Below are 26,007 nucleotides of genomic sequence, written 5' to 3'. Positions count from 1 at the left end.
AAGGAGCCAGTCATGAGCCACGACCACAACCATCTGCCCAGCGAAATCCGCCACGAGAAGCCGCTGTGGTGGGCGCTGGGACTGACCACCGCCTATCTGGTGGTCGAAGTCATTGGCGCCTTCTGGACCAACAGCCTGGCGCTGCTGTCCGATGCCGCGCACATGGCCACCGATGCGCTCGGGTTGATGATCGCCTTGACCGCCGTGCGGCTAAGCCGGCGCCCGCCCGATGCCAAGCGTACGTATGGCTATGCGCGCCTGGAAGCCTTGGGCGCGGTGGCCAATGGCCTGCTGTTGTTCGGCGTAGGCATCTACATTCTCTGGGAGGCTGCACAGCGCTTCCAGCAGCCACAGGCAATCGCCTCCACCGGCATGATGTGGGTGGCGGCGTTTGGTCTGGTGGTGAACCTGATCGCGATGCGCCTGCTCAGTGCGGGCAGTGGCGAGAGCCTCAACGTCAAGGGCGCCTACCTGGAAGTCTGGAGCGACATGCTCGGCTCGGTGGCGGTGATCATTGGCGGTGTGATCATCCACTTCACCGGCTGGACCGTGGTTGATCCGATTCTTGCCGTACTGATCGGCTTGTGGGTGCTGCCGCGCACCTGGGTGCTGCTGCGCGATGCGCTCAATGTGCTGCTGGAGGGTGTGCCCAAGGGTGTGGTGCTGGCGGATATCGAGCAGGCATTGCGTGCGTTTCCCGGCGTGGCCGGTATCCATGATCTGCATGTGTGGGCGCTGGCCTCGAGTACGCCGGCCCTGACCGTGCACGTTGTGATGAATGATGGGCAGGCACCGGACGGCTTGCGTCGGCAATTGGCCGACATGCTGCATGAGCGGTTTGATATCGATCATGTGACGGTGCAGGTGGAGGTTGATCACTGTGGTGATGATTGCGCCGAGGTGAAGCCCAGGCTGGATGCTGACGACGATGGGCATGGTCACGATCACGAAGGTCATGCGCATGGGCCGGATCATCAAGGTCATCACGGGCATGTGCACCGCTGAAGGTAGTGCCGAGCATGGCTCGGCACTACAGCTGTTACGCAAAACGGAGCCTTTCGGCTCCGTTTTGCATTCCATCAATGACTCACAAAGCTCAAGCAACCGGCTCACGCAGTTCCGGCATGTCCCAGCCCGGACGCGGGGCGAAACGATCGCCATGCCGTGCCTGCAGGGTCTTCAGCTTCTCGACCAGTACATCAACGCCGGTGGCGCGGATATGCTGGATCGGGCCGCCGCGGAACGGGGCAAAGCCGGTGCCGAAGATCACGCCGGCATCGAGCAGGTCGGCATCGGCCACCACGCCATCGTGCAGGCAGGCCACGGCCTCGTTGAGCAGGGGCAGGATCAGACGGTCTTCCAGGTCCGACGGCGCCTGGTAGTCCTTGGCCACTTCCGGCTTCACCGCACGGCCGTTCTCCCACTTGTAGATGCCCTGGCCGTCCTTCTTGCCGCGCTTGTTCGGCTCCACCGTCGCCAATGCGGCCGGGATCTGCAGGCCGAGGAACGGTGCCAGCTCCTTGCCGACGCCAGCGGCCACGTCCAGGCCGACTGTATCCAGCAGCTCGATCGGGCCCATCGGCATGCCGAACTTGACCGCGGCCTTGTCGATCACCGGGCCGGGGATGCCTTCGGCATAGGCGGTCGCGGCTTCCAGCATGTACGGGAACAGCACGCGGTTGACCAGAAAGCCAGGGGTGCCGGCGACCGGTACCGGGAACTTGCCCAGTGCCTTGCAGAATGCGGCCAGGCGCTTCTCGGTCTCTGCCGCCATGCCGTCGTGGTGGATGATTTCCACCAGCGGCATCTGTGCCACCGGGTTGAAGTAGTGCAGGCCGGCGAACTGCGCCGGGCGCTGGATGTGGTCACGCAGCTCGACCAGCGGGATCGAGGAGGTATTGGTGGTCAGCAGCGCGTCGGCCTTCATCTTCGGCTCCAGCGTCTGGTACAGCTCGCGCTTGGCCTCCGGGTTCTCGATGATGGCCTCGATCACCAGGTCGGCCTGGGCCACGCCGTCGCCGGCCAGGTCGGCCTTCAGCCGTGCGGCCACTTCCGGGCGCTTGCTCTCGTCACGCACCTTCTTGTCGAACAAGGCCTGGGCACGGGTCATGGCCGGGTCGATGAAGCGCTGCTCGCGGTCCTGCAGCGTCACCGTGAAGCCCTTGTAGGCGGCCCAGGCGGCGATATCGCCGCCCATCACGCCGGCACCCACCACGTGTACGTGCTTGATGCCCGAGTCCTTGCCGCCCAGGCCCTTGAGCCGTTCGGTCAGGAAGAAGATGCGGATCAGATTGCGTGCGGTCGGGCTGCTGGCCAGCTTGACCACGGCGCGGCGCTCGGCGTCCAGGCGCTTCTGGATCGGGCTGCCGCCGGTGCGCACCCAGGTGCTGATCAGCGCGTACGGCGCCGGGTACTGGTCCTTCTTGGCCTTGCGCGCGACCTGCTTGGCCATCTGCGGGGCCAGAATCTTGCGGGCAAGGAAGGTGTTGGTGGCCCAGGCGGTGGCGCGTTGCTTGAACGGGCGGGTCACCCCCGTCTGTACCAGGGCCACGGCCGCATCCAGCAGTACCGCCGGGGCGGCAACCTTGTCGACCAGGCCAATGGCGCGGGCGGCCGATGCCGACAGGGTGCGGCCGGTCAGCATCATGTCCATTGCCGCCGGGGCGCCCACCAGCTGCGGCAGGCGCGAGCTGCCGCCCCAGCCCGGGAAGATGCCCAATTGGGTCTCCGGCAGGCCGATGCGGGTGGATGGGTCGTTGGAGGCTACGCGGTAACGGCAGGCCAGGGCCAGCTCGGTGCCGCCACCCAGGCAGTGGCCGTGGATCGCGGCCACGGTCGGGCAGGGCAGCTCGGCCAGCTTCTGGTAGACGCTCTGGCCGCGGCGGATGGCGTCGTTGACGGTGCCGCGGCGGTCGAATTCCTGGAATTCCTTCAGATCGGCGCCGGCGATGAAGCCGGCGGCCTTGGTCGAGCGCACCACCACGCCCTTGGGCGGATCGATGGCCAGGCGCTCGATGATGTCGCCCAGTTCCAGCAGCACGTCCTGCGACATGGCATTGACCGGGCTGTCTTTGCGGTCGAGGCTGAGCACAGCCACGCCGTCTTCGCGCAGTTCGGTGTGCCAATGATTGAAGCGGAGCCCGTCGAAGCCTGAGAGCATGGGACGTTCCATCCGGTTGTGTATGGAGAAGACCGCTATGATCCAGAGGTTGTTTCCCTGCCGTCAAATCCCAATGTCAGGAAGTGTGTTGGGCTTATCTGGTCAGCGCCCCGCAAGGCTAACCGAACGGGAGTTAAAAGCTGGTGCGGTACCGCTGCGACAGGGTGCTGAACTTTTGCCGCGAACAGCGGTCTTATTGCCCGACGTCGGTTGGGCTGACAGGAGTGCGGCCCGTTATGGCCGAGGTTGAAACACCGCAGGAGCTGGACCTGGAACTGGTCCGGCGTGTGCAGCGCGGCGAAAGCGCGGCGTTCGATGTCCTGGTACGCAAGTACCAGCATCGGGTCATCGCGTTGATCGGGCGCTACATCGCCGACTGGAGTGAATGTCAGGACGTGGCCCAGGACACTTTCGTCCGCGCTTACCGCGCGATCGGGAATTTCCGTGGCGACGCCCAGTTCTATACCTGGTTGCATCGGATCGCAGTGAATACCGCAAAAAACTATCTGGCAGCACACAACCGGCGCCCGCCCACCGACGACATCGAGATCGGTGACGCCGAGCAGTTCGACAGCGGGGTCCGGCTGCGTGACAACGACACGCCCGAGCGTGAGTTGATGCGCCAGGAACTGGAACAGACCGTGATGAAGGCGGTCGACGCGCTGCCCGAAGAGCTGCGCTCGGCCATTACGTTGCGAGAGGTGGAAGGCATGAGTTACGAGGATATCGCGCAGAAAATGGGATGCCCTATCGGAACGGTGCGGTCGCGGATCTTCCGTGCCCGTGAGGCCATCGATGCACAGCTGCGTCCCTTGCTGGATACCCCCAGCGCTACCCGTGAACGGAGTCGCGTATGAGCACGCAAGACCGTAACCCGGCCGGTGTTGCGCCGGATAAATTCGAATTGCATTACCGCCAGCAGCTGTCGGCGCTGGTGGATGGCGAGCTGGCGGCCGATGAGGCGCGCTTCATGCTGCGCCGGCTGGAACACGACAGCGAGCTTTCTGCCTGCCAGGAGCGCTGGCAGGTGTTGGGCGATGTGATGCGCGGCCAGGCCTGCGCACCGGCCCCGCTGGATTTCAGTGCGCGCGTGCGCCAGGCGATGGACGCCGATGCCCAGCAGAACGGGCCGGTGCTTGTCGCGCCCGCTGCGCCGGGCAAGCCCCACAGGGTTTGGCGGCGTTGGGGCGGCGGTGCCGCGCTGGCGGCGTCGGTAGCGGCGGTGGCCTTGTTCATGGCCCGCGAGCAGCTGCCGGTAACCAATGCGCCCACGCCGGTGATCGCTACCACTGCCGAAGTCGCTCCCGCGCCTGTGCAACCGGCTGCGCCGACCTCGGCGGATGCGGGCAATGTCGCTGGCCTGGTTGCGGCTGCCCCTGCGGTTGCCGCAGCGGTGAGCCGTCGTCAGGACGCCACCGCCCGCCGTGGTAGCGCAACCCGCACCCAGCAGGCGGCACGCGCCGGCACTGCGCGCATGGCCGAGCCGCAGCGGGCGATTGCCGCCGCGCCGGTACTGCCGGCAACGCCGGCCTTGCGCCAGGACCCGTTTGCCACCGGCAACGGCGTGCTGCATGCCCGGCCCTGGCCGCGCTCGTCGGTTGCGCCGTCGCTGTCGCAGGGGGCGCTTAACGCAAGTTTCCCGGCGCAGGAGCAGGGTGGGGCGACGTTCTACCCGTTTGAACCGCGCATGCCGGCACAAAACGCCGACGATGGTGAGTCGCGCAGGCTGTTGCCGCGTCAGTAAGTGTTGCTTGCCGGTCGTCCAGCTCTGGGCGACCGGTTTTCCCCCGGATTCCAGGTTTGTGCGCTGTGGTTGGGCGTACCGGGCTTGGCTGTTCTTTCCCGCTTTGACTGAATTGGAGGCTCGAGCTGATGACCCCACTTATCCAAAAAAAGGTGTTTGGCCTTTTGGCGATGACCCTGCCGTTGGTGGCTTGCGCACAGAGCCCGGCGCCGAGTGCCCCGGCCGAGCAGGTTGCCGCTACCCGCGCCGCGCCCGCGCCGCAGCTGGTGCAGGGCCTGCCTGACTTCACCCAACTGGTCGACCAGGTTGGCCCGGGCGTGGTCAAGGTCGACACCGTGATCGGCGCCCGCCGCAATCCGCGTACTGCCCAGCAGGGCCCGGACATGGACCAGATGCCGGAGTTCTTCCGCCGCTTCTTCGGGCCGGACTTCCAGATGCCGGGGCCGGGCCAGCAGGGGCCGGACAGCGGTCCGCGCGGGCGCAGCATGGGCTCGGGCTTCATCATCTCCAATGACGGCTATGTGCTGACCAACCACCATGTCATCGACGGCGCCGAGTCGGTCAAGATCACCCTCAGCGATCGCCGCGAGTTCAACGCCAAGGTGGTCGGTAGCGACGCCCAGTACGACGTGGCCTTGCTGAAGGTCGAGGCCAAGAACCTGCCGACCGTGCGGGTGGGTGATTCCAACTCGCTCAAGCCCGGCCAGTGGGTGGTGGCGATCGGCTCGCCGTTCGGTCTGGATCACTCGGTCACCGCCGGCATCGTCAGTGCGCTGGGCCGCAATACCGGTGGTAACGAGCAGCGCTATGTGCCCTTCATCCAGACCGACGTGGCGATCAACCAGGGCAACTCCGGTGGTCCGCTGCTGAATACGCGCGGTGAAGTGGTCGGCATCAACTCGCAGATCTTCTCCGCGTCCGGCGGTTATATGGGCATCAGCTTCGCGATCCCGATCGATCTGGCAATGAATGCGGTTGAGCAGATCAAGAAGACCGGCAAGGTCAGCCGTGGCCAGTTGGGCGTGATGGTTGGTGAGGTGACTAGCGATATCGCCCAGGGCTTCAAGCTGCCCGATAGCCGTGGCGCGCTGGTCAACCAGATGGTGCCCGACAGCGCGGCCGCCAAGGCCGGGATCGAGGTGGGTGACGTGATCCGCGCGGTCAACGGCACCGAGATCAACACCTCCAGCGAACTGCCGCCGATGATTGGCGCGATGGCGCCGGGCAGCAAGGTGCGGATGAGCATCCTGCGTGACGGCAAGCCGCGTGAGATCACCGTCACCCTGAACGAGCTGGAGGAAGATGCCGCACGGCCGGGCAGCGCCGCCGCCGGTGCCGATGAGGGCAAGCCGCAGGTTGGCGCCAACGCCCTGCTGGGCCTGGAAGTGGCCGACCTGACCGCTGCCGAGCGTCGCCAGCTGGGTCTGGATGCCGGTGAAGGCGTGCGCATCACCGGTGTCAACAGCCAGTCCGGCCGCGAGGCGCGTCTGGCTCCGGGGATGGTGGTGCTGCAGGTCGGGCGGGTCCCGGTGGGCAGTGTCGCCGCGCTGAACCGCGAGCTGGCCGGTTACAAGAAGGGTGATGTGGTGATGTTGCTGGTCCGCGCCGGCGCCAACAGCGCCTTTGTCCCGATCCGGGCCGGCGAATAAGCCGCACAGGCCTTGTCGCAGCTACAGGAGCCGCCTTCGGGCGGCTCCTTTCGTTCATCTGCCGGCCAAACCCTGTGCGGGGCTTGGCCCGGCCGTGCGATAATGCCCCGTTATCCTGACGACGCAGCGCCGCCGCCGCCACCTATGTCACACGATTCAATGCGGATGATCCGCAACTTCTCCATCATCGCCCACGTCGACCACGGCAAGTCCACCCTGGCCGACCGCATCATCCAGTTGTGTGGCGGCTTGACCGCGCGCGAAATGGAAGCGCAGGTCCTGGACAACAACCCGATCGAACGCGAACGTGGCATCACCATCAAGTCGCAGTCGGTGTCGGTGCCGTATACGGCCCGCAACGGCCAGACCTACTTCCTGAACTTCATCGACACCCCCGGCCACGTCGACTTCTCCTATGAAGTCAGCCGCTCGCTGGCCGCCTGCGAAGGCGCGCTGCTGGTGGTCGATGCGGCCCAGGGCGTGGAAGCGCAGTCGGTGGCCAACTGCTACACGGCCATCGAGCAGGGCCTGGAAGTGGTGCCGGTGCTGAACAAGATCGACCTGCCCACGGCCGATATCGACCGTGCCAAGGCCGAGATCGAGGCGGTGATCGGTATCGATGCCTCCGACGCAGTGGCGGTCAGTGCCAAGACCGGCCTGAACATGGAGGAGGTGCTGGAAGCCATCGTGCACCGCATCCCGCCGCCGGTTGACCGTGGCAGCGACAAGCTGCAGGCGCTGATCATCGACTCCTGGTTCGACAATTACCTGGGCGTGGTCTCGCTGGTGCGCGTGATGCAGGGCCAGATCAAGGCCGGCGACAAGATCCAGGTCATGTCCACCGGCCGTTGGCATCTGGTCGACAAGGTCGGCGTCTTCACCCCCAAGCGCAAGGAAATGCCTGCGCTGCGTGCCGGTGAAGTGGGCTGGATCAATGCCAGCATCAAGGACGTGCACGGTGCGCCGGTCGGCGACACCCTGACCCTGATGGCCGACCCGGCGTCCGAGCCCTTGCCCGGCTTCCAGGAAATGCAGCCGCGCGTGTTCGCCGGCCTGTTCCCGGTCGACGCCGAGGACTACCCGGACCTGCGCGAAGCCCTCGACAAGCTGCGCCTGAACGACGCTGCGTTGCGCTTCGAGCCGGAAAGCTCCGAGGCGATGGGCTTCGGCTTCCGCTGCGGTTTCCTCGGCATGCTGCACATGGAAATCGTGCAGGAGCGGCTGGAGCGCGAGTACAACCTCGATCTGATCAGCACTGCACCGACGGTGGTCTACGAGGTGCTCAAGACCGACGGCAGCATCCTGATGATGGACAACCCGGCCAAGCTGCCGGGCGGCAATTCCGTGGCCGAAATCCGCGAGCCGATCATCCGCGCCAACATCCTCACCCCCGAGGAGTACATCGGCAGCATCATCAAGCTGTGTGAAGAAAAGCGCGGCAGCCAGATCGGCATCAACTACATGGGCAGCCAGGTGCAGATCAGCTACGAGCTGCCGATGGCAGAAGTGGTGTTGGACTTCTTCGACAAGCTCAAGTCGGTCAGCCGTGGCTACGCCTCGCTGGAATACCACTTCGTGCGTTTCGAGGCTGGCCCGTTCGCGCGCCTGGACGTGCTGATCAACGGTGACAAGGTCGACGCCCTGTCCCTGATCGTGCACCGCAGCCATGCCGATCGACGCGGCCGCGAGCTGTGCGAAAAGATGAAGGACCTGATTCCCCGGCAGATGTTCGACGTCGCCATCCAGGCTGCGGTCGGCGCGCAGATCATCGCCCGCACCACGGTCAAGGCCATGCGCAAGAACGTTCTGGCCAAGTGCTATGGTGGCGACGTTTCGCGTAAGAAGAAGCTGTTGGAGAAGCAGAAGGAAGGCAAGAAGCGCATGAAGCAGGTGGGCCGTGTGGAGATCCCGCAGGAAGCCTTCCTCGCTGTGCTGCAGATGGATAAGTAACAGTGATCGGGGGCTTGGGACTGGTGACTGGAGAGCGCAGCATCCGCTCCAGCAATTGCCAATCCGGCGGCCCCCGTCACCAGTCCCATTCCGAAGGAACACCGAATGAAATGGTTTGAAATCATCCTGGTCGTGCTGACCCTGGGCTCGGGCCTGGTGGTGCTGCTGGACAAGTTGTACCTGCGCAAGCGCCGCGCCGAAAAGGCCAGCCTGCTGGACAGCGAAGAGCCGGCGGTAGTGGATTACTCGCGCGCGTTCTTCCCGGTGCTGGCGGTGGTGTTGATCCTGCGCAGCTTCGTGGCCGAGCCGTACAAGATCCCGTCCAGCTCGATGATGCCCAACCTGCTGATCGGTGACTTCATCCTGGTCAACAAGTTCTCCTACGGTTTCCGCCTGCCCATCACCAACACCAAGATCATCCCGGTGTCCGAGCCCAAGCGTGGCGACGTGGTGGTGTTCAAGCCGCCGCATGCGCCGGACCAGAACTGGATCAAGCGGGTGATCGGCCTGCCGGGCGACCGTATCGGCTTTCACGGCGATACCTTGTCGATCAACGGCGTGCCGATGGTCTACGAAGACCGCGGCGAGTACGTGGGCAAGGGCCGTGGCGCGGAAATGACCGGCGCCTCGCTGCTCAGCGAGCAGTTGCCGGGTCGCACCCATACCATCCTGGAACTGCTGGGCCGTGCCGACCCGCGCGGGCAGGGTGACTGGGTGGTGCCGGAAGGCCAGTACTTCGTGATGGGTGACAATCGCGACAACAGCGAGGACAGTCGCTTCTGGCAGCAGACCCATTTCCTGCCGGAAGAGAATCTGCGCGGCAAGGCCTTCCTGATCTGGCTGAACTGTGAAGGCTGGTTCTGCAAGGGTAGTTTCGAGCCGTCGCGTATCGGGACGGGTATTCAATGAGTGGACAACGCGTTTCTGGGGAGATCGCAATGAAGCACAAGCAAGCAGGTATGACGCTGACCTCGTTCCTGATGGTGTTGGCGGTGGTGGGCTTCGGCCTGTACGTGGGGATGAAGCTGTTTCCGATGTACCAGGAGTTCTACGCGGTCAAGACCTCGATGAAGTCGCTGGCCAGCGAACCGGGTAGTTCAGATCCGAACAAGGCGCTGGAGCTGTTTTTCAAGCGCATGGACATCAACAGCTCCGAGTCGGTGACGCGTGACGACATCAAGTTCGAGCGCATCGATGGTGGTGTCCGCATGAACGTCAAGTACGAAGTTCGCCGTCCGCTGGTGGGTAACCTGGACATCGTCGGCAACTTCGAGAATTCGCAGGAATTGACTGGAAGCAGTGTTGACTAGAACGTTCCAACGGGGTGACCTGATCGGTCATCCATTCAAGGATCAGGGTTTGCTGAAGCAGGCCCTGACCCATCGCAGTGCCGGTGCGCCGCATAACGAGCGCCTGGAATTCCTTGGCGACAGCATCGTCAACATGTTGATCGCCGAAGCGCTTTTCACGCGCTGGCCCAAGGCTGACGAAGGCGCGCTCACCCGTGCTCGCGCCTCGCTGGTCTGTGAAAGCGCCCTGGCGGTGATCGCCCGAACCCTGGAACTGGGCGAGCGGCTGACGCTGGGCCCGGGCGAGATGAAGTCGGGCGGCCATCGTCGCGACTCCATCCTGGCCGACACGGTCGAGGCGGTGGTTGCGGCGATCTACCTGGATGCCGGTTTCGAAGCCTGCCGCGCGCGGATCATGCCGTGGTTCGAGGCCTCGCTGTCGGCGGTGCCGGTGGGCAAGCCCGAGAAAGACCCCAAGACCCGTCTGCAGGAATGGTTGCAGGCCCGGCAGAAGCCTCTGCCGGTATACGAGCTGGTATCGGAGACCGGCGACGACCACGCCAAGCACTTCCATGTGCGCTGTTGCGTGGCTGACCCTGCCGTAAGTACCGAAGGCGAAGGCACTTCGCGACGGCTGGCCGAACAACAGGCGGCAGCCGCCGCAATAGAGCAATTGGATTCCAAGTGAACGACACCTCCTCTCATCGCTGTGGCAGCGTCGCCGTCATCGGCCGCCCCAACGTCGGTAAATCGACCCTGACCAATGCCCTGGTGGGCGCCAAGGTCAGCATCGTCTCCAACCGCCCGCAGACCACCCGTCACCGGCTGCTCGGCATCGCCACCTACCCGGAAGGGCAGCTGGTGCTGGTCGATACGCCCGGACTGCATCGCCAGCAGAAGCGAGCGATGAACCGGGTGATGAACCGTGCCGCCCGTGCCTCGCTGGAAGGCGTGGACGCCGGCCTGCTGGTCATCGAAGCCGGTCGCTGGGACGAAGAAGACACCCTGGCCTTCAATGTGCTGCGCGACGCCGGTATCCCGGTGGTGCTGGTGGTCAACAAGGTTGACCGGATGAAGGACAAGGGTGCGCTGCTGCCGTTCCTGCAGGAGATCACCGTTGGCCGCGACTTCGCCGCCGTGCACCCGATTTCGGCGCTCAAGCGCAACGGCCTGGAGTCGCTGGTACGCGACCTGATTGGTCTGGTGCCGGAAGCCCCGCCGATGTATGGCGAAGACGAAATCACCGACCGCAGCCAGCGTTTCCTGGCTGGCGAGCTGGTCCGTGAGCAGCTGATGCGCCAGCTTGGCGAAGAACTGCCGTACGCCACCACGGTGGAGATCGAACGTTTCGCCGAAGACGGTGCGCTGCTGCGCATCGGCGCGGTCATCTGGGTCGAGCGCGAAGGCCAGAAGGCGATTGTGATTGGCAAGGGCGGCACCCGTCTGAAGGAAATCGGCGCCAAGGCCCGCCTGCAGATGGAACGTCTGTTCGGCGCCAAGGTGTTCCTGGAAACCTGGGTTCGCGTGCGTGAAGGCTGGTCGGATGACGAGGCCGCGCTCAAGGCCTTCGGCTACGGCGAGCAGTAATTGCCGGCGGGCAATGGGTGATCCGGAAGCGGCGGCAGCCATGGCGACCGCCCGCGACTGAGACAGGGCAGGGCCACGACAAGCCTGGTTACTTCGGCTTCTCGCCTGCGCCCTGGGCCCGGCCGCTAAGATGTTGGATGAAGCCTGCGCCGCTACGGATGCAGGCTGTTGCCTATCCCGAGCCACGGCTTCCCCGCAATGCGCATTGAAGACCAGCCCGCTTACGTGCTGCATGCCCGGCCCTGGCGCGAGACCAGTCTGCTGGTCGAGGTACTGAGCCTGGAGCATGGGCGCCTGGGTCTGCTTGCGCGCGGCGTGCAGGGGCCGAAGAAGCAGGCGCTGCGTGCGGCCCTGCAGCCCCTGCAGGCAATCCGTTTCGATGCGCAGCAAACTGGCGAGTTGGCGCAGCTGCGCCGTGCCGAAAGCCAGGACGTCGCCCCGCGCCTGCACGGCAACGCGATGTTGGCCGGTTTCTATATCAATGAGCTGGTGATGCGCCTGACGCCACGTCAGGACCCGATGCCCGAGCTGTATGAAGCCTACGGCCAGCTGCGTGCGCAGCTGGACCAGCCGGCTACGCTGGCCTGGTCACTGCGGCGCTTCGAACGCGACCTGCTGGATGCACTGGGTGTTGGCTTTGACTGGTGCTGCGCGGCCGATGGTGAGCCTATCGATCCGGCCGCCCGCTATCGGCTGGATCCGCTGCAGGGTCCGTTGCGCCTGCTCAGTGAGCGCAACAACGAACGCCGCAGCCTGGCCACCGGCAGTGCCTTGCTGGCACTGGCCGTGGACCAGCAGCCCGACAACAGTGATCTGGCCAGTCTGCGCCTGCAGATGCGCGCGGTATTGCTGCATCACCTCGGTGGGCGTGGACTGAAATCCTGGGAAATGCTGGGCGAACTGCCGCGCTCGCAACCGTAGCGCCGAGCCACGCTCGGCAGGGGCCGTACACAAAATCCAACTCTGTAGTGCCGAGCCATGCTCGGCAAGAGGCTTTACCGGGAACGCCCCTGCCGAGCATGGCTCGACACTACATCTGGGCGTCCTGGATGATTCAGCGCAGCAATGCGCTGACGGCGCTGCCGAACTGCTGGCGCGCCTGCATCGATGCAGGATCGTGGTTCAACTGGCGTACCGCATAGGCCAGCCGCGAGGCACCGACAAAGCCACAACTGGCCTGCAGCTTGTGCAGCTGCGCGTGCAGGGTTTTGTCGTCGTGTTCTTCCAGTGCGTGGCTGACCGCGTCGCGGGTGCTGGGCAACTCGGACAGAAACAATTCGCGCAGTGCACGAACATGCGCCTGTTGCCCATTGAGCGCGTTCATCGCCGCTGACTCGTCCCAATCCAGCGCGGCTTCGGCAACCTCGCCATCGGCCTTTACCGCCGACTTGGCCAGAGCGCGGCGTACGCTTTTAAGCAGGGCATCGCGACTGATCGGCTTGACAAGTGTTTCCTGGAAGCCGGCCTGTTGCAGCGTGCGTTGTATTTCCTGGCTGGTGTCGGCGGTATGCGCCAGCGCAACGGTACGCGGATGCCGCTCGCGCAGAATGCGCAGCAGGTTGGCGCCGTTGCCGTCGGGCAGGTTCACATCGAGCAGCCACATGTCGTAAGTGCCGGCCTGGGCCAGGCGCAGTGCACTGGCGCAGGAATCGGCGATATCAACCTTGGCCGGCAGCGATTCCAGCACAAACTGGAAGAAGCCCTGGCTGGTCATGTCGTCCTCGACCAGTAACAGGCGCGGTAGGTTTCCTTGGTGATACGTATTCATCTGCTGCCTCCATGTCAGCTACAGCCCGCATATTAGCGATGGCGCGGCGTTGTGCAAGCCGTCGGGGTGTTCGCGGCGCGCATCTGCGACAATGTGCGCCCTTTTGCCCGCAGCCTTTTGCCACGTGGCCCGATCCAGATCCCCCCGCATAGACAAAACTCCGTTCCAGACCGACATCCTCGACCTGAGCCACGATGGCCGTGGCGTTGCGCGCCGCGACGGCGAGGGTGGCAAAGTCACCTTCATCAACGGTGCATTGCCGGGTGAGACGGTGATGGCTGAACAGACCGGCAAGAGCCGGCATTTCGACGAAGCCAAGACGGTGGAAGTGCTCAAGGCCTCGCCGGATCGCGTGCAGCCGCGCTGCCCGCATTTCGGTGTGTGTTCCGGCTGCGTGCTGCAGCATCTGGAGGAGTCACAGCAGATTGTTGCCAAACAGCATGTGCTGACCGAGAACCTGACCCGCATCGGTCACGTCAGCCCGGGCAGCGTGTTGCCGGCGCTGGTGGGGGACAGCTGGGGCTATCGCCGCAAGGGCCGTTTTTCGGTCCGCCGTGTCGAGAAGAAGGACAAGACCCTGGTCGGCTTCCGCGAGCTGGACCCGCGTTTTGTGGCCGACCTGTCGCAGTGCCTGACGGTGATCCCGGAGATCGGCAGCAAGGTCGCAGCGCTGTCCGAATTCATCGAATCGCTGGATGGCAAGCGTGACATCCCGCAGATCGAGTTCATCGCAGGCGACGCCGCCATCGCGCTGACCGTGCGCCATCTGCAGCCGCTCAGCGATGCCGATCGGCAGGCATGGATCGCGTTCGGCCAGACACACGGTTTTGCGATCTACCTGCAGTCCGGTGGCCTGCACACGGTCGCACCGTTGTGGCCGGCCGAGGGCGTGGCGCTGTCGTTCGCGTTGTCGCAATGGGATGTGGAGCTGGCGTTCCAGCCGCTGGATTTCATCCAGGTCAATGCCAAGCTCAACCAGCAGATGATCGCGCATGCGCTGACCCTGCTGGACGCACAGCCGGACGAGCGCGTGCTTGACCTGTTCTGCGGCCTGGGCAATTTCACCTTGCCGCTGGCGCGCACCGTGCGCGAAGTGGTCGGCGTGGAAGGCGAGGCCGGTCTGGTCGCGCGCGCCAAGGAAAACGCCGAGCGCAATGGTCTGCACAACGCCGAATTTTACGCCGCCGATTTGACCCTGGATCAGAGCAGTGCGCCGTGGATGCAGCAGGGCTTTGACAAGCTGCTGCTGGACCCGCCGCGTTCGGGCGCGATCGACGTGCTCAAGCAATTGCCGCTGGATCAGTTCAAGCGCATCGTCTACGTCAGCTGCCACCCGGGCTCGCTGGCACGCGATGCGGGCTACCTGGTCAACGAGCGGGGCTTCACCTTGGTGTCGGCAGGTGCGATGGACATGTTCCCGCATACCGCGCATGTTGAAAGCATTGCCGTTTTCGAGAAGCACTAAGCCATGGGCATCGAGATCGAACGCAAGTTCCTTGTCACCGATGACAGCTGGCGCGCTGCCGCGCATGCGGTGATTCCGATGGCGCAGGGCTATATCAACGATATGGCGGCGATGGACAGCGGTGCGCAGAAGGCCTCGGTGCGGGTGCGCATCCAGGGCGAGGAGGCGTACTTGAACATCAAGTCGCGCGAGCTCGGCCACACCCGCCAGGAGTTTGATTACCCGGTGCCGGTAAGCGAGGCCCGTGAGCTGCTGGCCTTGTGCGTCGGCGGCTTGATCGACAAGCGCCGGCACCTGGTCCAGCACGATGGCCTGCTGTGGGAAGTGGACGAGTTTCTCGGCGACAACGCCGGGCTGGTGGTGGCCGAGGTGGAACTGGAAAGCGCCGATCAGGTGTTTGCCAAACCAGACTGGGCCGGCGCCGAAGTGACCGACGAGCTGCGTTATTACAATCTGGCGCTGGCATCCAAGCCCTATAGCCAGTGGTAAAACCCCGCAATGCCGAGCCACGCTCGGCATAAGCGGAGGCCCGTAGTGCCGAGCCATGCTCGGCAGGGGCTTTGCCGCAAATGCCTCAGTCGAGCATCGTTGGGCATCGCCTTGGTATCTTGCGTAAAGCTGCTGCCGAGCATAGCTCGGCACTACCTTGGCATTGCAGGTACAGCCCCTGCCGAGCATGGCTCGGCACTACATTCCTTTGTGAGCAGGAACATTCATGCGCATCGATATCTGGTCCGACGTTGTCTGCCCCTGGTGCTGGATTGGCAAGCACCGCTTCCAGCGTGGCGTTGAGCTGCTGGGCGAGGACGCGCCGCAGTTGGATGTGCATTGGCATCCGTTCCTGCTTGATCCGGAGGCGGGCACCACGCCGGTACCGTTGATGGAGGCCTACGCGGCCAAATTCGGTGGGGTCGAGCGTACCCAGCAGATGCTGGCGCAAACCCAGTCCGCTGCCCAGGCCATGGGCCTGCCGATGGATTTCAGCCAGGGCCAGGTCAAGGTCAGCACCCTGCCGGCACACCGGCTGCTGTGGCTGGCCGGGCAGTACGGCGTGCAGGAGCAGGTCGGTGAGGCGCTGTTCCGCGCGCACTTCGCCGAAGGTCGCAATCTGGCCGAGCCGCAGGTCTTGATCGGCGCCGCCGCGGCCGGTGATATCCCGGCCGAGCGGGTGCAGGCGATGTTGGCCTCGGACGAGGGGCTGGCCGAGGTCCAGGCCGGGATTGGCCAGGCGCAGGCGCTGGGCATCCAGTCGGTGCCGACCTTCGTCATCAACGGCCAATACGCGGTGCAGGGCGGGCAGCCGCCGGAAGTGTTCGCCCAGGTGCTGCGCAAGATCGCCGCCGAACAGGCCCCCGCGCCGGCCGCCAGCCAGGATGAACAGGCCTGTGGCCCGGATGGTTGCAGCGTCTGAACGCGGGCTCTGACGCGGCGGGCGCCATCTGCGACAATGCTCCGCTAGGCCGCAGTCCGCGGTGGATTGGAGTCCTTGCATGCTTTTGATCGGCGTTGCCGGTACTGAACTGAGCGCCCAGGAGCGAGGCTGGCTGCAGCACAACGCGGTGGCCGGGGTGGTGCTGTTCAAGCGCAACTTTGCCTCGCGCGAGCAGGTCACGGAGCTGACCGCGGCGATCCGCGCGGCCACCGCGCGGCCGCTGCTGATCACCGTCGACCAGGAAGGCGGGCGCGTGCAGCGCTTCCGCGAGGGCTATGCCGAGCTGCCGCCGCTTGAGGGCTTCGGCAAGCTGTATGCAAGCGACCCGGACGCAGCCTTGGCGCTGGCCGAACAGCACGCCTGGCTGATGGCCAGCGAAATCCGCGCCACCGGCCTGGACCTGAGTTTTGCCCCGGTGGTGGATGTGGGCCATGCCAACCTGGCCATCGGCAACCGTGCATTCGGCGAGGATCCGCAGGTGGTTGCCGTACTGACCGCAGCCTATGTGCGCGGCATGCACTCCGTCGGCATGGCCGCCACGCTCAAACATTTCCCCGGCCACGGCACGGTGCGTGAAGACACCCATGTGGACACCGCCGTTGACCCGCGTCCGCTTGCCGAAATTGAAGCGCACGACCTGATCCCGTTCCGTGCCGGCATCGCCGCCGGTGCCGATGCGGTGATGATGGCCCATGTCATCTACCCGCAGGTGGCACCGGAACCGGCGGGCTATTCGCCGCGCTGGATCAATCAGATCCTGCGCGAGCAGATGGGCTTCCGCGGCGTGGTGTTCTCCGACGACATCGGCATGGCGGCTTCGTTCGCGGCCGGTGGGGTCAAGGCCCGGGTCGATGCGCACCTGGATGCCGGCTGTGATGTGGTGCTGGTGTGCCACCCGGAGCTGGTCGAAGAATCGCTGCAGGCCGTGTCCGGCCGCAGCTTGAACACCGCCGCCCTGTTGAGCCTGATCGGCCGCGGCGCGATGGGCTGGGGCGGCCTGCTGGCCGACGCCCGCCACACTGATACCCGTAATCATCTGTCTGAAAACCTTGGAAGAACCGCCTGATGTCCAGCAAACTCACTCTTGAACAAGCCGTGGCCCAGGCCGACCTGCTGGTCGACCGCCCCACCATCGACACCGCCATCGCCGGCATCGCCGACGCCATCGCGCGCGACTACAAGGGCGAAGTGCCGGTGTTCATCTCGATCATGAATGGCGCGCTGCCGTTCGCCGGCCAGCTGGCGCTGGAGCTGGGCGCACGTGGTCAGGACGCGCAGTTCGACTACATGCAGGCCTCGCGTTACCACGGTGAGAGCGGCGGCGACCTGGTCTGGAAGCACCGCCCGGTGTCGGCCCTGTTCGGCCGCCGGGTGATCCTTGTCGACGACATCCTGGACGAGGGCTTCACCCTGCAGGGCGTGCGCGAATGGTGCCTGGAGCAGGGCGCCACCGACGTGCGCATCGCCGTGCTGACGGTGAAGAAGCACGACCGCTGCCTGCCGGGCGTCAAGGCCGACTACTCGGGCATCGAGCTGCCGGACCGCTTCGTGTTCGGCTTCGGCATGGACGTCAACGAATCGCTGCGCTCACTGCCGGCCATCTACGCAATGAAGCAGTAATACCGGCAGCCGATGCTTCTTGGCATCGGCGACCGGTTTGATCGCACACAGGCCACGCCATGCGCGTGGCCTGCGCGTGCCCAACGGGAACATCAGGAATGAGCATGGAACCTATTGCCCTGGCCGTGATCGGCGGCACCGGCGTTTACAAGTTGGCGGCGCTGGACGATGTCCAGAGCCATGAAGTGGAAACCGCCTACGGCGCTCCCTCCGGCCCGGTGCGGGTGGGCATGCTGAACGGCCAGCGGGTGGCGTTCCTGGCCCGCCACGGCGAAGGTCATTCGATCCCGCCGCACAAGATCAACTACCGCGCCAATCTGGCCGCGCTCAAGCAGCTTGGCGCTACGCGGGTGCTGGCCCTGAACACGGTGGGCGGCATCGGTGACAACTTCGGGCCGCGCGTGCTGGCCTGCCCGGACCAGCTGATCGACTACACCTGGGGCCGTATCTCCACGCTCAGCGAGGAGCCCGGCAGCGAGGTGCTGCACGTGGACTTCGGCCACCCCTATACCCCGTCGTTCCGCGCCAAGGTGCTGGCGGCGGCCGAGGCCAAGGGTGTGGCGATGCAGGACGGCGGTTGCTATGGCGCCACCCAGGGGCCGCGACTGGAAACCAATGCGGAAATCGCGCGGATGCGCCGTGATGGCTGCGATCTGGTCGGCATGACCGGCATGCCCGAGGCCGGGCTGGCGCGCGAACTGGGGCTGGAATACGCCTGTCTGGCGATTGTCGCCAATTGGGCCGCCGGCTGCGGTGACGCAGCGGAGATCACCATGGCCGAGGTTCTGGCCAATGTGGACGCAGCTTCGTCTGGTTTGCCGACTTTGGTGGGTGAATTGGCCCGGGGGTGATTGTCATCCCGGCTTAAGCTTTGCATACTCCGCCAGTGCGCTTCATTCAGCGTACATCAATCCATTCATCGAAGAAGGTCTCGCATCACCATGCCGAACGGTACCGTCAAGTGGTTCAACGACGCCAAGGGATTTGGCTTCATCTCACCGGAGGACGGCAGCGCCGATGTCTTCGCGCACTTCTCCGCGATCAATTCCAAGGGCTTCCGCAGCCTGCAGGAAGGCCAGCGCGTCAGCTATGACGTGACCCAGGGCCCGAAGGGCGCCCAGGCTTCGAACATCACGCCGGCCGAGTAATCCACCCGGTTGTGCGGAAAAACCCCGCTTCGGCGGGGTTTTTTTTTAGCAAAGGCGGTCGCCCGGGGAGGGACTGTAATGGACAAGACACTGGATATCGCCATCGTCGGCTACGGCACTGCCGGCCAGGCGCTGGCGGTACTGCTCACGCGCGACGGGCACCGGGTGCAGGTGTTTGAGCAGGCTGCTACGCCGGGCCCGGTTGGGGCGGGCTTCCTGCTGCAGCCAAGTGGCCTGCAGGCGCTGTGGCAGATGCAGTTGATGCCGCAGGTGCTTGAGCACGGCGCGGTGGTGCGCCGCCTGTATGGCGAAACCCCGTGCGGGCGCGCGGTGATGGACATGACCTATGCCGGGCTGGACGCACGCCTGTGCGGCGTCGGCATGCAGCGCGGAGCCTTGTTCTCGCTGCTGGATGCCGCCTGGGATGGCCGCCAGGCGCTGCACGTGGACAGCCGCATCGGCGGCATCGACGACAGCCTGCAACGCGTACAGGACCAGCACGGTCGCTGGCACGGGCCGTTTGATCTGGTGATCGCCACCGACGGCTCCGCCTCGGGGCTGCGCGCGCAGGTGCAGGGCACGCGGCTGGACCGGGTCTATCCCTGGGGAGCGCTGTGGTGTCTGCTGCCGCGCGGCGACTGGCAGCACGGTGACGAACTGCGCCAGCGCTATGTGGCCGCGCGCAAGATGATCGGGCTGTTGCCGGTGGGCAGCCGCCCGGGCGACAGCGAGCAGCGCCTGAGCTTCTTCTGGAGCCTGCCGCGCGATGGGTTCCAGGCCTGGGAGCGCGACGGCCTGGAGCCGTGGCTGGATGAGATCGCCACGTTGTGGCCGCAGGCACGCGAGCGCCTGGCCGGGGTGAGCCTGCAGACGCAGCTGGCCCGCGCCAGTTACCGCGATGCGGTGATGGACCGCTGGTACCGCGGCCGGCTGGTGTTGGCCGGCGATGCCGCCCATTCGATGAGCCCGCAGCTGGGGCAGGGCGTCAACATGGCGCTGATGGATGCCATGGCCTTGCGCGATGCCCTGCGCGCGCAGCCGGACATCGACGCGGCGCTGGCGCAGTACCAGCTGCTGCGCAAGGCGCATGTATGGCTGTACCAGTTCTGGAGCCGCTGGCTGACGCCTATCTTCCAGTCCGATCGCGACTGGGTCGCCAATGGCCGTGACCTGCTGTTCAAGCCGATGGGGCGCATGCCCGGCGGACGTGGACATATGCTGCGGGTGTTGAGCGGCACCCAGCACGGTCTGTTCGGCAAGCTGGCCCTGCAGGATGACTTCATCGCGGCGTTGGCCGAGGTCGCCGAGAAACGCTGAACGGCGCGCGGGCGGCAGGCGCTTGCGGCAGAATCAAGGACGGTCCTCCCCGAGTCGCCGCCATGCTGCCGCAGCCGCCACCGTTTGAAACCCATGTCGTCGACAACCAGCCGCCGCCGTTCGGCGAACGCGATCTATGGCTGGACGATCAGGTCCTGCAGCAGAGCGTGGCCCGCGAAGGTGCGCAGGCGTTTACGAGCGTATTGCAGCAGTACGGCGTGCTGGCCGGTGGCGAGCTGTACCGGATCGGCTTTGATGCCAACCGGCAGCGGCCGTTGCTGCGCACCCACGATGCGCAGGGTAACCGCATTGACAGTGTCGATTTCCACCCGGCCTACCACCGCTTGATGGCCGCGGCGAAAACCCGTGGCGTCGCCGGTTTGTCCTGGCGCTCACCGCAGCCGGGTGCGCATGTGGCGCGGGCGGCACTGAGTTACCTGCATCATCAGGCCGAGGCCGGCACCAGCTGCCCGTTGACCATGACCCATGCCGCGGTGCCGGTGTTGCGGCAGGAGCCGGCGCTGGCCGAGTGGGCCAGCAAGGCGGCGGCGCCGTTCTACGACGCACGCGACCTACCCATCGGTGACAAGCCGGGCATCACCGTCGGCATGGGCATGACCGAGAAGCAGGGCGGCTCGGATGTGCGTAGCAATACCACCCTGGCCACGCCCTTGGCAGGCGAGGGTGAGTACAGCCTGGTCGGGCATAAATGGTTTTTCTCCGCGCCGATGTCCGATGGCTGGCTGGTATTGGCGCAGGCGCCGGGCGGCTTGAGCTGCTTCCTGATGCCGCGTCGCCTGGCCTGTGGGCGGCGCAATAATTTTCACCTGATGCGGCTCAAGGACAAGCTCGGCGACTGGGCCAATGCGTCCAGCGAGGTGGAGTTCTGCGGCGCCTGGGCGCGCCGTGTTGGTGACGAGGGGCGAGGCGTGGCGACCATCATCGAGATGGTGATGCTGACCCGGCTCGATTGCATGTTGGGCTCGGCCGCACAGATGCGCATGGCGCTGGCGCAGGCACTGCATCATGCGCGGCACCGGCGCAGCTTCGGCAAGCGCCTGGTGGAGCATCCATTGATGGCCAATGTGTTGAGCGACCTGGCCATCGAGTCGGAGGCGGCCACCACTCTTGCCATGCGCGTGGCCGGTGCGGTGGATGCCGCAGGCCACGATCCCCAGCAAGCGGCGTTTGCACGTATTGCCACTGCCATCGGCAAGTTCTGGATATGCAAACGCGCACCGGCCTTCGTCAATGAAACGCAGGAATGCCTGGGCGGTGCCGGTTACGTGGAGGAGTCGATGTTGCCGCGACTGTATCGGCAGGCACCGTTGAATTCGATCTGGGAGGGCAGCGGCAACGTGCAATGCCTGGACGTGCTGCGTGCATTGCAACGCGAACCGGAAACCCGCGTTGCGCTGCAGGCCGAGTTGCAGCAGGTGGCCGGCCGCGATACGGGCTACGACGACGCATTGGACGCTGCGCTGACGCAGTTGGACGGCACTGAACTGCAACAGGCCGATGCGCGCAGCCTGGTCAGTGCGATTGCAGTGCTGTTGCAGGCGGCGGCTTTGTTGCGCGCGGGCAGCCCGCTTGCAGCAGGGTTCGTGCAGACGCGGTTACCGCGTGCTGCCGGCGTGTATGGCGTACTGCCGGCGCAGGTCAATTTTGGCGAAATACTGGAACGGGCGCTGCCGCAGGGCTGATCAGCCGGCGCCGTCCAGCGCTGCATCGAAGGGCGCCACCCGGTTGCGGCCGCTGCGCTTGGCCCGGTACAGCGCGGCATCGGCCTTGCGCAACAAGGTCAGGCCAGCCACGCCATCAACGGGGTAGCTTGCTACACCCAACGAGGCGGTGATCGGTGGCAGCGTCTTGCCGGACAGCGGCACGCTCATCTGCGACAGGGCAAGGCGCAGCTCCTCTGCTCGCCGCAGCGCATCGCTGCTGTCCGATTCGGGCAGGATCACGGTGAACTCCTCGCCGCCATAGCGGCAGGCGATGTCTTCGCCGCGCAGGCGCGAGCTCAGCAGTTGGCCAACGGCAGCCAGCAGGGCGTCGCCGCCGCCGTGACCGTGGGTGTCATTGAACTGCTTGAAGTGATCCACATCCAGCATGATCACCGACAGCGGCAAGTTGCGGCGGCCGCAGCGGGCGATTTCCCGGGTCAGCGATTCTTCCAGGTAGCGGCGGTTGTACAGGCCGGTCAATGGGTCGCGGATCGACTGCAGCCGCAGCGACTCGCGCAGACGCAGATTGCTCAACGCCAGCGACAGCTGCTCCACCGCCGATTCGGCGATGTTCAAGCGCGGCAGTGGGCCAGGGCCGGCGCCGGAGAGGAACAAAAAGCCGATCTGCGTGCCTTGTGCCGACATCGGGATGCAGGCGGTGGCCACGCTGGTTCCGGCTTCGGGCCGGGTGATGTGCGGGCAGCTTGCGTCACGCAGCAGATCATCGATGACATGCGGTTGCCCGCGGCGGATCGCCCAGCAATCGCTGGGCACCAGGAAGGCACTGGTTTCGATCAGCGGCGTGCCCCAGCTGACGATGTTCTCGGCGCGGTCATTGGATGCACGCAGCAGATAGACCGAGCCGGCGACATTGGGCATCAGTGCCTCCAGGGTACGGGCGCTGATTTCCAGTGCTTCTTCCGGGTTGGCGCAGCTCTGCAGCAGGCCGGTGTAGCGGCCTAGGGTCTGCAGGTCGGCGCTGGAGCGCTCGATCTGTTCCAGGTTGCCGGCCAATTGCTGGCTGGCATTGGCGGCGCGCTTTTCGGCGCGGCTGCGGCGGCGCAGTTCTGACAGCAGGATGCCGTAGACCGAGGCGACCACGGCCAGGCCGAACGGAATGCCGGCGAAAGCCAGACCCAGCAGCAGGTCGGCACTGCGGCGGGAACTGGCGGCACGTTCCACCAGCAGTTCGCGTTCCTGCTCGACCATGGTGCGCACTTGTTCACGGATGGCGCTGGTGGTGCGGAAGGCGGTCTGGTTGATCGCCGCGCGGGCGCTGTCCAGGCCTTGCGCGTCATAGATATCGACCACGTGCTGGATCTGCTGCAGGCGCCGGTTCACCAACTCCTTGAGCTTGGTGGCGTTGTGCAGCTGGTCAGGGTTGTCGGGAACCGATTTGGAGAGCGCGGCCAGCAGCAGGGGCAAGCGTTCAACGCTCATCTGGTAGTCCAGCAGATAGGCCTGGCTGCCGGTCAGCAGATAGCCACGCTCCGCCGATTCGGCATCGAGCACCATCGATTGGATTTCGTCGATGCGGCTGATGACTTCATGGGTGTGGGCGACCAGGCGCGCATCGGCGATGAACCTGCGTGCACCGATAAAAACGCCAATACCGATGGCGACAAATACCAGCGCCGAGAAAATCAGCGCGAATTTACTACTAGTGCGTTTCTGCATCGCGCCCTTGACCGCATGACCGAGGTGAGGCGCGCGTGCTGCCATGCGCGTTGGATCACCTGCCCGCTCGGATGGTTTGCATCCGGCCCCCGATGGCACCACGCATCCGGCGCGTATGCCACGCAGCCGTCAACTGACGGCTGCGCGGTGAAGTCTATCAATGCTTGGCGACGTCCGCCTTGTCGCGTGCATGCTTGGCAGCGTCGTGGGCCTCATCGGCCACCTTCTGTGCGGCATTCGCAGTAGCGGCACTGGCATCGGCGGCAGCGTCCTTGGCCGCTACGGAAGCATCATCTGCAGCCTTGCTGGTAGCGTCGGCGGCCTTGTCCAGTGCCTGCTGCGATTCGGCGGCGGCGCTGCGGGTAGCGGCCGCTGCAGAATCGGCGGCATCGCGGGTGGCGTCGGCAGCGGACGCGGCTGCACTGCGTGCGGCATCACCGGCGTGCTCGGCGGCAGCAGCGGCATCCTGTTTGGCCTGCTCGGCGTTGCGGTCGTTGCAACCTGCAAGCGCCAGAACCAAGCCTGCAGCCAATACGGGGACAAATGATTTCATGGCGCGCTCCGTTGTGTGATCGATGATCACAGCCTAGGTGCTGGCGTATTCAGATCGCGTCAAGGCCAGCCGCTGTTGGAGGGACTTGGTTAAGGCAGCCAACGCATGTGCCGGTAGTGCAGCAAGGCAATCGGCAATAAAAAAAGCCGCTGGCGAACCAGCGGCTTTTCAAGACTAGCTTGGAAGCAGAAGTTATTACTTCTTGGCTTCTTCAGCAGCGTCCTTGGCCTGGCCAGCAACGTCTTCAGCAGCCTTGGCAGCGTCAGCAGCGGCGCCAGCAGCAGCGTCGGTGGTGGCAGCAGCAGCGGCGCCAGCAGCTTCGCCAGCGGCGTCAGCAGCGGTAGCGGCGGTGTCAGCAGCAGCCTGGGCAGCGTCGGCGGTAGCAGCGCCGGCGGTAGCGGCCTGGTCAGCAGCGACCTGGGCTTCCGAAGCAGCCTGGTTGGCGTCAGCGGCAGCGTCAGCAGCCTGTTCCTGCTTCGAGCAGGCGGTCAGGGCCAGACCCAGGGTCATCGCGATCAGCAGCTTGTTGATGCTCATTTGTGAATCCTCGTCGTGAAATTAGGCAACGCGCCATTGCGCGCCGGGAACATGATGACAAGCCCATTTTGACTGTCAAGCGGTCCCGCATTCAGGTTTGAAAAAATCTGAAATTTTTCAATCAAATCAATTCAATGGCGATAGCGGTTGCTTCGCCGCCGCCGATGCAGAGGGATGCAATGCCACGCTTGAGGCCGCGTGTGCGCAATGCATTTACCAGCGTAACCACCAAGCGGGCACCCGAAGCGCCGATCGGATGACCCAATGCACAGGCACCGCCATTGACGTTGATCTTGGCATGCGGGATGCCCAGTTCGCGGATCGGTGCCATGGCGACGACAGCGAATGCTTCGTTGATTTCGAACAGATCAACAGCGCCGATGTTCCAGCCGGCCTTTTCCAGCACCTTGGTGATCGCGCCGATCGGCGCGGTGGTGAACCACTCCGGTTCCTGCGAGAAGGTGGCATGCGCGGCGATGCGTGCCAGCGGCTGCACGCCGCGCTTGGCGGCATCGTCGGCAGACAGCAGCACCAGCGCGGCGGCGCCATCGGAAATGCTGGAGGAACTGGCGGCGGTAACGCTGCCGTCCTTCTTGAACGCCGGACGCAGGGTCGGGATCTTGCTGATGTCCGACTTGCCCGGCTGTTCGTCCTGGTTGAACTCCACTTCACCCTTGCGGGTGGCAACCTTGACCGCAACGATTTCATCGGCAAATGCACCATTGGCCACGGCGGCCTGGGCGCGGGTGACCGACTCGATGGCGTAGGCGTCCTGTTCTTCGCGGGTGAAACCGTACTTGGCCACGGTGGCCTCGGCAAACACGCCCATGGCCTGGCCGTCGTAGGGGTTGGTCAGGCCGTCCCAGGCCATGTGGTCCACCGCCTGGAAATTGCCGTAGCGGTTGCCGGTGCGCGAGTTGGGCAGCATGTGTGGTGCGTTGGACATGGATTCCATGCCGCCGGCGACCACGATGCTGGCCGAGCCGGCCTTGATCAGGTCGTGGCCCAGCATGATGGCTTTCATGCCCGAGCCGCACACCTTGTTGAGGGTGGTGGCGCCGGTGCTGGTCGGCAGGCCGGCGGCCAATGCGGCCTGGCGGGCCGGTGCCTGGCCGAGGTTGGCGGGCAGCACGCAGCCCATGATCACTTCGGACACGTCACTGGCAGCAATGCCGGACTGCTGCATGGCCGCGCTGATCGCGGCTGCACCGAGGGTCGGGGTGGGGACGCCGTTGAACTGGCCAAGGAAGGAGCCAATGGCGGTACGCTTGGCGGCGGCGATGACGATGTCAGACATGAGCAATCTCGGTTATACCTTGCGGCAATTATCGAACGTCCGCGGGGCCGGGCATATTGGACCAACGGCACATCCCCACAGACAGGGGAT

At 65.1% G+C, this 26,007-nt stretch carries 25 protein-coding genes; 19 read left to right on the top strand and 6 right to left on the bottom strand.

The window, feature by feature from the left end; genetic code table 11:
• Window positions 1-12: 12 nt before the first annotated feature.
• Window positions 13-1,005: a cation diffusion facilitator family transporter gene (locus ABB27_RS02120; protein WP_057626577.1), complete on the top strand. Its 993-nt coding sequence runs from the start codon at window positions 13-15 to the stop codon at window positions 1,003-1,005.
• A 91-nt stretch (window positions 1,006-1,096) separates the two neighbouring features.
• On the opposite strand, the gene ABB27_RS02115 is transcribed toward ABB27_RS02120, so the two are convergent.
• Window positions 1,097-3,160 (bottom strand): 3-hydroxyacyl-CoA dehydrogenase NAD-binding domain-containing protein, encoded by a 2,064-nt coding sequence (locus ABB27_RS02115; RefSeq protein WP_057626576.1) that lies wholly within the window; start codon window positions 3,158-3,160, stop codon window positions 1,097-1,099.
• A 236-nt stretch (window positions 3,161-3,396) separates the two neighbouring features.
• On the opposite strand from ABB27_RS02115, the gene rpoE reads away from it, so the two are divergent.
• The 9 genes from rpoE to recO all read left to right on the top strand — a co-directional run bounded on the left by rpoE (window position 3,397) and on the right by recO (window position 12,300).
• The gene (gene rpoE / locus ABB27_RS02110; protein ID WP_057626575.1) at window positions 3,397-4,017 is read left to right on the top strand and encodes an RNA polymerase sigma factor RpoE; all 621 of its coding nucleotides are present in this window, start codon (window positions 3,397-3,399) and stop codon (window positions 4,015-4,017) included.
• Window positions 4,014-4,904, top strand: coding sequence for a sigma-E factor negative regulatory protein (locus ABB27_RS02105; RefSeq protein WP_057626574.1), 891 nt, complete (start codon window positions 4,014-4,016; stop codon window positions 4,902-4,904). The genes rpoE and ABB27_RS02105 overlap by 4 nt, the downstream gene beginning before the upstream one ends.
• A 128-nt stretch (window positions 4,905-5,032) precedes the next feature.
• The gene (locus ABB27_RS02100) at window positions 5,033-6,553 is read left to right on the top strand and encodes a DegQ family serine endoprotease (RefSeq protein ID WP_057626573.1); all 1,521 of its coding nucleotides are present in this window, start codon (window positions 5,033-5,035) and stop codon (window positions 6,551-6,553) included.
• Between the two features lie 159 nt (window positions 6,554-6,712).
• Window positions 6,713-8,503 carry a translation elongation factor 4 gene (gene lepA / locus ABB27_RS02095; protein ID WP_057626572.1) on the top strand — a complete coding sequence of 597 codons (1,791 nt, stop codon included), beginning with the start codon at window positions 6,713-6,715 and terminating at the stop codon, window positions 8,501-8,503.
• Between the two features lie 105 nt (window positions 8,504-8,608).
• Window positions 8,609-9,412, top strand: coding sequence for a signal peptidase I (gene lepB, locus ABB27_RS02090; RefSeq protein ID WP_057626571.1), 804 nt, complete (start codon window positions 8,609-8,611; stop codon window positions 9,410-9,412).
• Window positions 9,413-9,441: 29 nt separating this feature from the next.
• Entirely contained in the window at window positions 9,442-9,813 is a 372-nt protein-coding gene (locus tag ABB27_RS02085; protein ID WP_057626570.1) for a DUF4845 domain-containing protein, read from the top strand.
• Window positions 9,803-10,480: a ribonuclease III gene (gene rnc, locus ABB27_RS02080; protein ID WP_057626569.1), complete on the top strand. Its 678-nt coding sequence runs from the start codon at window positions 9,803-9,805 to the stop codon at window positions 10,478-10,480. The genes ABB27_RS02085 and rnc overlap by 11 nt, the downstream gene beginning before the upstream one ends.
• On the top strand, window positions 10,477-11,379 hold the full coding sequence (gene era / locus ABB27_RS02075; RefSeq protein ID WP_057626568.1) for a GTPase Era: 903 nt from the start codon (window positions 10,477-10,479) through the stop codon (window positions 11,377-11,379). Before rnc ends, era begins: the two co-directional genes overlap by 4 nt.
• Window positions 11,380-11,577: 198 nt before the next feature.
• Window positions 11,578-12,300 (top strand): DNA repair protein RecO, encoded by a 723-nt coding sequence (recO, locus tag ABB27_RS02070; RefSeq protein ID WP_057626567.1) that lies wholly within the window; start codon window positions 11,578-11,580, stop codon window positions 12,298-12,300.
• Window positions 12,301-12,433: 133 nt separating this feature from the next.
• Here recO and ABB27_RS02065 read toward each other — a convergent pair whose 3' ends face one another.
• Window positions 12,434-13,147, bottom strand: coding sequence for an Hpt domain-containing response regulator (locus ABB27_RS02065; protein WP_057626566.1), 714 nt, complete (start codon window positions 13,145-13,147; stop codon window positions 12,434-12,436).
• 124 nt (window positions 13,148-13,271) lie between these two features.
• Between ABB27_RS02065 and rlmD the strand changes: the two genes are divergently transcribed.
• From rlmD to ABB27_RS02020, 9 genes are all read left to right on the top strand, one after another.
• Window positions 13,272-14,612, top strand: a complete 1,341-nt coding sequence (gene rlmD, locus ABB27_RS02060) for a 23S rRNA (uracil(1939)-C(5))-methyltransferase RlmD (protein ID WP_057626565.1) — start codon at window positions 13,272-13,274, stop codon at window positions 14,610-14,612.
• 3 nt (window positions 14,613-14,615) lie between these two features.
• Window positions 14,616-15,101, top strand: a complete 486-nt coding sequence (locus ABB27_RS02055; protein ID WP_057626564.1) for a CYTH domain-containing protein — start codon at window positions 14,616-14,618, stop codon at window positions 15,099-15,101.
• 226 nt (window positions 15,102-15,327) lie between these two features.
• Window positions 15,328-16,023, top strand: coding sequence for a DsbA family oxidoreductase (locus ABB27_RS02050; protein ID WP_057626563.1), 696 nt, complete (start codon window positions 15,328-15,330; stop codon window positions 16,021-16,023).
• Between the two features lie 79 nt (window positions 16,024-16,102).
• The gene (gene nagZ, locus ABB27_RS02045; protein WP_057626562.1) at window positions 16,103-17,110 is read left to right on the top strand and encodes a beta-N-acetylhexosaminidase; all 1,008 of its coding nucleotides are present in this window, start codon (window positions 16,103-16,105) and stop codon (window positions 17,108-17,110) included.
• Complete coding sequence (locus tag ABB27_RS02040; protein WP_057626561.1) at window positions 17,110-17,664, top strand: hypoxanthine-guanine phosphoribosyltransferase; 555 nt, start codon at window positions 17,110-17,112, stop codon at window positions 17,662-17,664. The genes nagZ and ABB27_RS02040 overlap by 1 nt, the downstream gene beginning before the upstream one ends.
• A gap of 98 nt (window positions 17,665-17,762) precedes the next feature.
• Window positions 17,763-18,515 (top strand): S-methyl-5'-thioinosine phosphorylase, encoded by a 753-nt coding sequence (locus ABB27_RS02035; protein WP_152984394.1) that lies wholly within the window; start codon window positions 17,763-17,765, stop codon window positions 18,513-18,515.
• Between the two features lie 90 nt (window positions 18,516-18,605).
• Window positions 18,606-18,812: a transcription antiterminator/RNA stability regulator CspE gene (cspE, locus tag ABB27_RS02030; RefSeq protein ID WP_057506519.1), complete on the top strand. Its 207-nt coding sequence runs from the start codon at window positions 18,606-18,608 to the stop codon at window positions 18,810-18,812.
• A gap of 78 nt (window positions 18,813-18,890) precedes the next feature.
• Window positions 18,891-20,129 (top strand): FAD-dependent oxidoreductase, encoded by a 1,239-nt coding sequence (locus ABB27_RS02025; RefSeq protein WP_057626559.1) that lies wholly within the window; start codon window positions 18,891-18,893, stop codon window positions 20,127-20,129.
• 62 nt (window positions 20,130-20,191) lie between these two features.
• Entirely contained in the window at window positions 20,192-21,832 is a 1,641-nt protein-coding gene (locus ABB27_RS02020) for an acyl-CoA dehydrogenase family protein (RefSeq protein WP_057626558.1), read from the top strand.
• Here ABB27_RS02020 and ABB27_RS02015 read toward each other — a convergent pair whose 3' ends face one another.
• The 4 genes from ABB27_RS02015 to ABB27_RS02000 all read right to left on the bottom strand — a co-directional run bounded on the left by ABB27_RS02015 (window position 21,833) and on the right by ABB27_RS02000 (window position 25,917).
• Complete coding sequence (locus ABB27_RS02015) at window positions 21,833-23,575, bottom strand: diguanylate cyclase (RefSeq protein ID WP_425477466.1); 1,743 nt, start codon at window positions 23,573-23,575, stop codon at window positions 21,833-21,835. It abuts the gene before it with no gap.
• A gap of 112 nt (window positions 23,576-23,687) precedes the next feature.
• Entirely contained in the window at window positions 23,688-24,083 is a 396-nt protein-coding gene (locus ABB27_RS02010) for a hypothetical protein (RefSeq protein WP_057626626.1), read from the bottom strand.
• Window positions 24,084-24,278: 195 nt separating this feature from the next.
• Window positions 24,279-24,620, bottom strand: a complete 342-nt coding sequence (locus ABB27_RS02005; protein WP_057626557.1) for a hypothetical protein — start codon at window positions 24,618-24,620, stop codon at window positions 24,279-24,281.
• A 121-nt stretch (window positions 24,621-24,741) separates the two neighbouring features.
• Entirely contained in the window at window positions 24,742-25,917 is a 1,176-nt protein-coding gene (locus ABB27_RS02000; RefSeq protein WP_057626556.1) for a thiolase family protein, read from the bottom strand.
• Between the last annotated feature and the right edge of the window lie 90 nt (window positions 25,918-26,007).

Origin of the sequence: Stenotrophomonas terrae (assembly GCF_001431465.1) — a bacterium.
Taxonomy (GTDB): Bacteria; Pseudomonadota; Gammaproteobacteria; order Xanthomonadales; family Xanthomonadaceae; genus Stenotrophomonas; species Stenotrophomonas terrae.
The sequence above is the reverse complement of the archived record's forward strand: the minus strand, read 5'-3'. Positions and strand labels throughout refer to the sequence as shown.

What these genes read in the sequence shown, in the direction of transcription:
- ABB27_RS02120 (WP_057626577.1), top strand. Translation starts at nt 13, where the DNA reads ATGAGCCACGACCACAACCATCTGCCCAGCGAAATCCGCCACGAGAAG.
- ABB27_RS02115 (WP_057626576.1), bottom strand. Translation starts at nt 3,160, where the DNA reads ATGCTCTCAGGCTTCGACGGGCTCCGCTTCAATCATTGGCACACCGAA.
- rpoE (WP_057626575.1), top strand. Translation starts at nt 3,397, where the DNA reads ATGGCCGAGGTTGAAACACCGCAGGAGCTGGACCTGGAACTGGTCCGG.
- ABB27_RS02105 (WP_057626574.1), top strand. Translation starts at nt 4,014, where the DNA reads ATGAGCACGCAAGACCGTAACCCGGCCGGTGTTGCGCCGGATAAATTC.
- ABB27_RS02100 (WP_057626573.1), top strand. Translation starts at nt 5,033, where the DNA reads ATGACCCCACTTATCCAAAAAAAGGTGTTTGGCCTTTTGGCGATGACC.
- lepA (WP_057626572.1), top strand. Translation starts at nt 6,713, where the DNA reads ATGCGGATGATCCGCAACTTCTCCATCATCGCCCACGTCGACCACGGC.
- lepB (WP_057626571.1), top strand. Translation starts at nt 8,609, where the DNA reads ATGAAATGGTTTGAAATCATCCTGGTCGTGCTGACCCTGGGCTCGGGC.
- ABB27_RS02085 (WP_057626570.1), top strand. Translation starts at nt 9,442, where the DNA reads ATGAAGCACAAGCAAGCAGGTATGACGCTGACCTCGTTCCTGATGGTG.
- recO (WP_057626567.1), top strand. Translation starts at nt 11,578, where the DNA reads ATGCGCATTGAAGACCAGCCCGCTTACGTGCTGCATGCCCGGCCCTGG.
- ABB27_RS02065 (WP_057626566.1), bottom strand. Translation starts at nt 13,147, where the DNA reads ATGAATACGTATCACCAAGGAAACCTACCGCGCCTGTTACTGGTCGAG.
- ABB27_RS02055 (WP_057626564.1), top strand. Translation starts at nt 14,616, where the DNA reads ATGGGCATCGAGATCGAACGCAAGTTCCTTGTCACCGATGACAGCTGG.
- ABB27_RS02050 (WP_057626563.1), top strand. Translation starts at nt 15,328, where the DNA reads ATGCGCATCGATATCTGGTCCGACGTTGTCTGCCCCTGGTGCTGGATT.
- nagZ (WP_057626562.1), top strand. Translation starts at nt 16,103, where the DNA reads ATGCTTTTGATCGGCGTTGCCGGTACTGAACTGAGCGCCCAGGAGCGA.
- ABB27_RS02040 (WP_057626561.1), top strand. Translation starts at nt 17,110, where the DNA reads ATGTCCAGCAAACTCACTCTTGAACAAGCCGTGGCCCAGGCCGACCTG.
- ABB27_RS02035 (WP_152984394.1), top strand. Translation starts at nt 17,763, where the DNA reads ATGAGCATGGAACCTATTGCCCTGGCCGTGATCGGCGGCACCGGCGTT.
- cspE (WP_057506519.1), top strand. Translation starts at nt 18,606, where the DNA reads ATGCCGAACGGTACCGTCAAGTGGTTCAACGACGCCAAGGGATTTGGC.
- ABB27_RS02025 (WP_057626559.1), top strand. Translation starts at nt 18,891, where the DNA reads ATGGACAAGACACTGGATATCGCCATCGTCGGCTACGGCACTGCCGGC.
- ABB27_RS02020 (WP_057626558.1), top strand. Translation starts at nt 20,192, where the DNA reads ATGCTGCCGCAGCCGCCACCGTTTGAAACCCATGTCGTCGACAACCAG.
- ABB27_RS02015 (WP_425477466.1), bottom strand. Translation starts at nt 23,575, where the DNA reads ATGGCAGCACGCGCGCCTCACCTCGGTCATGCGGTCAAGGGCGCGATG.
- ABB27_RS02010 (WP_057626626.1), bottom strand. Translation starts at nt 24,083, where the DNA reads ATGAAATCATTTGTCCCCGTATTGGCTGCAGGCTTGGTTCTGGCGCTT.
- ABB27_RS02005 (WP_057626557.1), bottom strand. Translation starts at nt 24,620, where the DNA reads ATGAGCATCAACAAGCTGCTGATCGCGATGACCCTGGGTCTGGCCCTG.
- ABB27_RS02000 (WP_057626556.1), bottom strand. Translation starts at nt 25,917, where the DNA reads ATGTCTGACATCGTCATCGCCGCCGCCAAGCGTACCGCCATTGGCTCC.